The sequence below is a fragment of the Acidiphilium sp. MT5 genome (genome assembly GCF_054767495.1).
Genome location: NZ_BAABMR010000028.1, coordinates 1 through 7,683, shown reverse-complemented (window position 1 = coordinate 7,683; position 7,683 = coordinate 1). Strand labels below are relative to the sequence as shown.

The window sequence follows — 7,683 nt, the reverse complement described above, 5'->3', positions numbered from 1 at the left end:
GGTGGAAATTGTAGCCGATTGCTGCGAGCAGGGCGTTTGCGGTGTCGCCGGTTTATTGATCCAAAAGATAACGATTGCTGCGATGACGATGGCAGACATAAATGTCTGAGCGCAGCGGTCGTAGCGCATGGTGATGGGGCACCAAACTGGTTGCTGTCGCAACCCTGTTTACCGGTGCATTTTCCCGTGTGACCCGCACGATCAGCTGCGCGCCCAGCCAAAGCAGCAAAATCCATGCCATCACCGCCCACCCCACACACCGCCAACAAAAATACCAAGCTGCATGTCAATAATCGCTGCCAGTTCCGTTTTTTCTCTCCGTGTGCACCGCCACCGGCGATCAAGGAGCGAAAATGTCGGGATCAAGCAATACCGTCGCAGCCACTGTCACGCTGAGCTCAGGCTCAACCATCATCGCCAGCCCGGTCAGTGCCAGCATCGGTGGCTTGATTGCCAATTCCGGCACGCCAACAATCAGCACAGCCATGTACGCGCCAATCGGCGTGGGCGTCACCATCACCAACACCAGCACCATCGAGATTGCCGGCTCCGCTACCCAAGACCGCGTTCGCACCGGACCGTTTTACTCGATCAATTACAATGAAGGGATCGGCCTCGAAATCGTCGGCACGCTCTCAACCGTGATCAATACCGGCTCGATCCTCAGCGAAACGACCTTGCTGGTGCCAGGAGGTTTGCAATCCTATTTCCTCTATGGCATCGGCCTCAGCATTCAGGACGGCAAGGCCGTCAATAATCAAGGCGCGCTGATCAGCGGGTCGGGCGATGGTGCTTATCTCCTGTTCAGCACCATGAGCAATGCGGGCAGCGTCGAGGGCCATCAAGGGGCAGGCAATACCGGCATCGTGATGCAGGCGAGCGGCCTGTACAACAGCCAAACCGGCTTAATTACCGGCGGTCAATACGGCGTCTATGAGCGAACACTCGCGGTGAACGGCCATTATTACGGCAGCACCGTGCTCAATCAGGGTGTGATCGGGGCCACCGGCTTGAATGGCAGAGGCGTCGGCGCCCTGGTCAATGGCGGCCCGCTGACCAATGGCAGCCTCGGCACCATCGTCGGCTTTGGCAACGGCAACGTGCTTGGCTACGGCGCCGTGATCGGCGACGGCGCGACCCTGACCAATGCAGGCAAAATCACCGTCTCGGGTCCCGGCATCGGCGTTTTCGTCACCAATGGCACCTTCGTCGAGCAAGCCGGAGGCCAAACCGATGGCGTCAAAGTCGGCTTCAGGCTCCATAATGGCACGTTGGTGAATGACGGCACTATCACCCCCCAAATCACCAATGTCTCCGCCGTTGTTCTCGGTGCCGGCTACGCCACCAATAGTTCCGGTGGCGTCATCCAAGCGCCGACCTCAGGGGTGGCGATCGGTTATTACAGCGCCGCCTCCGCCATGCTGAACGAAGGCACCATCACCCAAACCGCAACCAATAGCGGCGCTGCCATCACGCTCTATCAAGGTGCCTTCGCCAACACGCTCGGCGGCACCGTCACCGGCTATGACGGGATCATCGCGCGTACTCTCGGCGTCACCATCGCCAATGCCGGCTTGATCGGCGCTGATGGCAGCCACGGTATCGGCATCAGCTTGACCGCCGGCAGCCTGATCAATGAAGGCGGCATCGGTGGCATCACCGCCATCGCCATCGGCGGCACCGGCAGCGTCAATATCACCGATTCCGGCGTGATCGCCTCCGCCCTCAATTCCGCCGGCACCGCACTGATCGATGCCAGCGGCACCCTATCCCTCACGCTCGATCCAGGCGCAACCATTATCGGCTCGGTCAGCGCCGATACCGCAACCAGCAACGATCTGATCCTCGCCGCCGCCTCCGCCAGCACCGCTCCCGGCACAGCCACCGGCATCATCAGTGGATTAGGCCAAGACATCATTGGCTTCTCAAGCCTCAGCTTCGCCCAAGGTGCCTCATGGTCCGTAACCGGCGATGCCGCTGGGCTTGCATCCGGCGAAACCATTACCGGCTTCAGCCTCGGCGATACCCTCGTGCTTGATGGTTTCGCCGCCACCAGCGATAGCTATGTGACCGGCGTCGGTCTGGAGCTGAGCAACGCCACGGGCAGCGTAACCCTCGATCTGATCGGCAATTTCACCACCAGCGATTTCTCGGTGGTCGATCCGCCCGGCAACACCACCATCGCCATCGCCAACCCGCTCCCCTGCTTTGTCAGTGGCACCCAGATTCTCACCCCGCACGGCCCACGCATCGTCGAGGCTCTCGCTCCCGGCGACCTGGTCATCCGCCATGACGGTGCCGCCGTGCCAATCATCTGGCACGGCAAGCGCCGGATCGATACCAGCCGCCATGCGGCACCCGAGCGGGTCTGGCCGGTGCTGATCCAGGCAGACGCTATCGCCGCCGGCGTGCCCTGCCGCAATCTGCTGCTCTCACCCGATCACGCGCTATTTCTCGATGGCTGCCTGATCCCCGCCAAAACCCTGCTCAACGGCAGCTCAATCCGCCGCCTGCGCCGTCGTTTCGTCACCTATCATCATCTCGAACTCGCCGAGCATGCCGCGATCTATGCCGAACAATGCCTCACCGAGTCTTATCTCGATACCGGCAATCGTTGCTGCTTCAGCGGCGGCGCGGCGATCAGCCTGCATCCGGTGTTCGACCAAAATCGCCGCGAACGATCAGGCTTCGCCCCGCTCCACGAATCCGGACCGGTGGTGCAGGCGGTGCGCGCCCGGCTGCTCGCGCGCGCGGCCATCGCCACCCTCGATGATCCACGCCTGCGCGTCATCCGCCGTGCAGATGGTGCCGTGCGCATCGCCTCGCGCAGCGCCATCCCCGGCATGCTCAGCGCCGACCCGCGCGATCATCGCCGCCTCGGCGTAAAATTGCGCGCTTTGCACATCGGCGATGCCACCATCGCGCTTGACCATCCGCTGCTGACCGAAGGCTGGCACCGCCCCGAAGAAGATGGCCGCTGGACCAATGGCGACGCTATCATCCCAGCCCATCTGGTGCGCGGCCAACCCGTCCGCCTCGATCTTTCCGCGACCTTGCCCTACCCGGCAGCACGCAAATTCGGGTGAATTTTTCCGATGACGAACCGTTTTCATGCTATAAAAGGTGGAGTTCAGTGGCTAAACCCAAGCGGCAACCGCAAGCGCGTGCGATGGACCCGATGTCAAAACCGGCCAACCGGCCCGATACTTGGCGCAATCTGGTGCGCATGATGCTCGAGGCGCGCATCCCCGCACTTGATCAACGCACCCTCAATCGGCGCCAGGCCGAACTCCAAGACCGCTTCGTGCAAATCGATGCCGAACTCACCGAAGCCCATGCCCGCCGTGATCGCGCTCTCGCACGCCTCCCGGCGGACCGGCGCGCTGGCTGGCTCAGCGCGGTGATCACTGCCATCGCCATCAAGCTGGGCGATCAGCGCGGTCGGTCGGTCATTCTCGGCGAAGACCAAACTCTGCCGTTTCCGCGCACGGCAAACGGGGTCTTTCTGCACCCCGAACTGCCCGCCACCACCCGTGCGGCCAGCGCCGTCGCCCGCGCGCGCTCGCCGGAAGGCCGGATCAGCCTGATCCTGGATGATACCGGCGCGCAACCGCGGATTCTGCTGACCATGCTGCCCCTCGCGCCTGAGGCCGCACCGCCGGTCTTGCTCGCCATCCCCACTGATCCCGCCCAAGCCCCAATGGAGATCGACGCGGAAACGATCCCCGATCCAGCCGGCCCGCGCTTGCGCTATGAGGCGGCCTTACCCCCCGGAACCTATGATCTGGTGCTCGGTAACCCGCGAGAGCGCACCCATGACACCGCCCTTTAGCGACGACGCGGACAGCCCATCGCTCGCGCGCCGCCTGACCCGGCTGCATCAGCTTCATTTCGTCCGCCTGGTGCGCGTCTGGGCGCCCCGCTGCACCAATCGCGACGACGCTGAAGACCTGGTGCAAGATGCGTTCGCGCGCCTCTATCGCCGCTATCGAACCTCGCCGCTTCCGGCTGACATCCCCGAGGACGCGGTGCTGCTCCGTGTGCTGCACGTCACCATCCGCAATTTGCTGATCGATCAACATCGCCACAGCGCCGCCCAGCGCGATCACGAGGCCATTTCCCTCGCCCTCAACACCGCCCTCGCGCAAAACGGCCCCAGCGCCCAGATCGTCCTCCCGCCGATCGATTGGGATCAACCGGTCGAAGACGCCTTCGCCGCCCGGCAATTATTGGATCGTCTGCTGGATCGGCTCGATCCGCATTGGGCGCGGGTGCTCGCGTTGCTCTGCGAGGATTTTTCGCCCGCCGAAATCGGCGCGGCGATGGGCGGGCGTAACGGCCATGTGCTGGTCCGCCGCGCCCGCGAACATATTTGCCGCCTACTGGCCGATTTCGCCGCCGCCGGTGATCGCGCCGCCTCCTGGATGGCGCTGCGCTTTTGCCGCGTGCCGCCCGCGCCCAGCGCCACCCCACCCATCGCCGTATCTGGTGAGTAACATCGGATGAGTGACGCCAATCCCGGGTCGGTCGAAATGCTGTGCCGCGCCGGCGAGGCCGCCATGGAGCGCGGCGATTACGAAGCCGCCGCCGCCCAGTTCAACACCGCCCTCGCCCTGTTGCGCGCCGCCCCCGAGCCTGACGGCCTCGCGATCGCGGGTGTGCTGCGCTTTCTCGGCCAAATCAGCATGGAAACTGGCGCGCTCGAGGAGTCCCGCGCCCAATTCACCGAATCCCTGCAATGGCGCCGCGACATACTGGGCGATCACCATCCCGATGTCGCCGCCAGCCTGAATAATCTCGGCATCCTCGCCAAAGAGATCGGCGATTTCGAGGCGGCGCGCGCCTATCACAATCAAGCCCTCGCCATCCGCCGCGCCATCCTCGATCCTCATGACCGCTTCATCGGCCTCTCCCTCACCAATCGCGGCAGCGTCGCCCGCGCCATGGGCGATTATGGGAGTGCGATGGAAGATCACCGTGCCGCCATCGCCATCTGGCAGCGTGGCCTCGGCGCGGATCATCCCTTTATCGCGGCCGGTCGAACCAATCTCGGCAATGTGCTCGCCGAAATTGGCGATTTTCGCGAAGCCGCCGAATGCCATCGCGAAAGCCTGCGCATCCGCAGGCTAACCTACCCGCCCAAGCACCCCAACATCGCCAACAGCCTGCATAATCTCGGTAATGCGCTGATTGGCCTTGCCGATTATGACGCCGCGTTTGAGTGCCATAGCGAGGCCGTTGCGATCTGGCGCGAAGCACTCGGCTCCAGCAACGCGGACATCGCCGCCGCGCTCGAAAGCCTCGGCCAAATCGAAGCCGCGCGCGGCCATCATGCCGCCGCCCAAACCTATCTCACCGACTCGCTCCTGATACGCGAACAACGGCTCGGCCCCCATCATCCCGAAACCGGCCTGTCGCTCTATTGGCTGGCCCGCGCCGCCCGAGCCAACGCTCAACCCGCCGCCGCCCGCAGCTTTCTGCGTGACGCCATGCGCATCGCAAGCCTGCCGAGTGGCGTAGCCCTTCGCCATCACGTGTTCCAAACATTCGCCGAACTCGAAGCCGACGCCGGTAATAGCGGCGCCGCAATTTTCTTCGGCAAACAGGCCGTTAATCTAATCCAGCGCCAACGCGGTCGCCTCGATGCGGTGGAGCGCGCTTTGCAACAGCACTACGCCGCCTCGAATGCGAAAATCTATCATCATTTAGCCGATCAATTGGTGCGCGAAGGCCGCCTGGGCGAAGCCGAGCACGTGCTCGCCATGCTCAAAGAGGAGGAATTATTCAACCTGCTCCGGCGCGATGGCACCGCCGATCCCAGAATGACCTTTCTGCAACTGACCGCCCTGGAAGCACGCTGGCAATCCTATGGCGATGACATCATCGCCGCCCTCGCTCACGCGGCCACAACCGCCGCCGCGACCGCTAACACAACCACAGTCGGCGCGCCCGCCGCGCAACAGGCGGTGCGCGCCGCGATTGCCGCATTCGATGAGTGGCTCGATCAACTCTGCGCCGCCTTCGCCGCCCGCAGCGCCGTCGATGCCCAAGATATTCGCCGCCTCAACCAAGCCGCCCGCGCGCAAATGCAATCGAACCTGGCTTTGCAGGATCACGATACCGCCTTAGTGCATCATTTCGCCGCCGATGACCGGCTGATCATCCTGGTCACCACCGCCGATTACCAGGTCAGCCGCGATGTCGGGGTTTCGCGCGGCGCGCTGCACCGCCTGATTCATGAGTTCCGCTTCGCCATCGAGCATCAAATCGAACACCAAACCAATGATTTCAACCGGATCGCCATGACCCTCCATAGTCTGCTGATCGCCCCGATCGCCGACCTGCTGGCCGAAACCGGCATCACCAGCCTGCTGCTCGCCCCCAGCGGCGCGTTGCGCACCGTGCCGTTCGCCGCCTTGCATAACGGCACGTCATTTCTGATCGAACGCTTCACCCTCACCCTCGATACCGCCGCCGCCCGCCATACCGCACCTCGCGGTCAGCCCCAGCGCGTGCCCATCGCCGATTGGCGCGTTGCCGGCTTTGGTGTCGCCCGCGCCGTGCCCGGCTACCCGCAACTCGCCACCATCCATGCCGAACTCACCGCCATCATCGCCGATCCTTCAGCCCCCGGCGCGCAACACGGCATTTTCCCCGGCCAGATCCATCTCGATGCCGCCTTCACCCAGGCCAGCCTCGCGAACGCCTTGCAGGATCATTGCGCGGTGCATATCGCCAGCCATTTCCGGTTCGATCCCGCGCACGCCCAAGGCTCGCATCTGTTGCTGGGTGATGGCAGCACCCTCACCTTGGCCGATTTGCAAAGCCCCGCGTTTCAATTCGGCGGCGTTTCCTTGGTCGCCTTGTCAGCCTGCGAAACCGCCATGCCCACCTCCATCCCCATCGGCATCCCCATCGGCATCATCGAAACCAGCGATCAAGGAGCCGACCTCGAAGGTCTCGCCGCACTCATCCGCCGTCGCGGCGCCGCCGCCGTGCTGGCCAGCCTGTGGCCGGTGCTTGATGATGGCACGCCGGCGTTAATGACCGCCTTCTACCGGGCCATCCGCACCGGCGCCGATCTGGCACAAGCGCTCCGCCACGCCCAAATCACCATGATCACCAGCGACGACCCCGCCCTGCGCGCCCCAGTCAATTGGGCCGCGTTTGTCCTCCTGGGTAATCCCACCCGCACGCCGGGTTAAGGTAGCAATCTGCTCGTTCGGCTAGCAGCCTGTCGGAGGGCATTGTCAGGTTGACGAGGGGAGCAGGTGCCCGTAGCGATTTGGCATGGGAGATCTGACCACGACATTGCGTTTGAAGGGCTCTCAGATCAAGTTGATCTGGCATGATGGTGTTGGGTTCTGCCTGCTGACCCGGCGGCTGGAGCGGGGTGGTTTTCCATGGCCACAGAGCGGTGCCGCGCTGATTTCCCTGTCACCGGCGCAGCTGGCGACGCTGCTTGAAGGGTGCGAGTGGCGGAGGCGGCGAAAGGTTCCGCCTGCGAAGCAGGTGGAAAGCCGCCGGAGGTGGGCGCCGGTTCGCAGTCTGCGCCCGGAGGTGGCCGGCTGATACCGGTGTAGGAGAATGCGGAATAATCATTCGGATAGGCGTCGATCACGCCAGAGTCATTGGCTTTATGCCTTGATTTTTGCCATAATCGCTTTGTGCAAATTGACCCTG

At 63.5% G+C, this 7,683-nt stretch carries 5 protein-coding genes; all 5 read left to right on the top strand.

Features of this window, described 5'->3' with window-relative positions:
* The first annotated feature begins 353 nt into the window (after nucleotides 1-353).
* The 5 genes from ACYUCQ_RS16020 to tnpB all read left to right on the top strand — a co-directional run bounded on the left by ACYUCQ_RS16020 (nucleotide 354) and on the right by tnpB (nucleotide 7,572).
* Nucleotides 354-3,086 carry a Hint domain-containing protein gene (locus ACYUCQ_RS16020; protein WP_460255556.1) on the top strand — a complete coding sequence of 911 codons (2,733 nt, stop codon included), beginning with the start codon at nucleotides 354-356 and terminating at the stop codon, nucleotides 3,084-3,086.
* 92 nt (nucleotides 3,087-3,178) lie between these two features.
* Entirely contained in the window at nucleotides 3,179-3,832 is a 654-nt protein-coding gene (locus tag ACYUCQ_RS16015; protein ID WP_460255555.1) for a hypothetical protein, read from the top strand.
* Nucleotides 3,816-4,496, top strand: coding sequence for an RNA polymerase sigma factor (locus ACYUCQ_RS16010; protein ID WP_460255554.1), 681 nt, complete (start codon nucleotides 3,816-3,818; stop codon nucleotides 4,494-4,496). Before ACYUCQ_RS16015 ends, ACYUCQ_RS16010 begins: the two co-directional genes overlap by 17 nt.
* Nucleotides 4,497-4,502: 6 nt before the next feature.
* Nucleotides 4,503-7,205, top strand: coding sequence for a CHAT domain-containing protein (locus tag ACYUCQ_RS16005; protein WP_460255553.1), 2,703 nt, complete (start codon nucleotides 4,503-4,505; stop codon nucleotides 7,203-7,205).
* A gap of 85 nt (nucleotides 7,206-7,290) precedes the next feature.
* A complete protein-coding gene (gene tnpB, locus ACYUCQ_RS16000; protein WP_460255552.1) occupies nucleotides 7,291-7,572 on the top strand; it encodes an IS66 family insertion sequence element accessory protein TnpB in 282 nt (93 codons plus the stop codon).
* The last annotated feature ends 111 nt before the right edge of the window (nucleotides 7,573-7,683 follow it).

Excerpts from the sequence above, each read along its gene's own strand:
- ACYUCQ_RS16020 (WP_460255556.1), top strand. The coding sequence starts at position 354 with ATGTCGGGATCAAGCAATACCGTCGCAGCCACTGTCACGCTGAGCTCA.
- ACYUCQ_RS16005 (WP_460255553.1), top strand. The coding sequence starts at position 4,503 with ATGAGTGACGCCAATCCCGGGTCGGTCGAAATGCTGTGCCGCGCCGGC.
- ACYUCQ_RS16010 (WP_460255554.1), top strand. The coding sequence starts at position 3,816 with ATGACACCGCCCTTTAGCGACGACGCGGACAGCCCATCGCTCGCGCGC.
- ACYUCQ_RS16015 (WP_460255555.1), top strand. The coding sequence starts at position 3,179 with ATGTCAAAACCGGCCAACCGGCCCGATACTTGGCGCAATCTGGTGCGC.
- tnpB (WP_460255552.1), top strand. The coding sequence starts at position 7,291 with ATGGGAGATCTGACCACGACATTGCGTTTGAAGGGCTCTCAGATCAAG.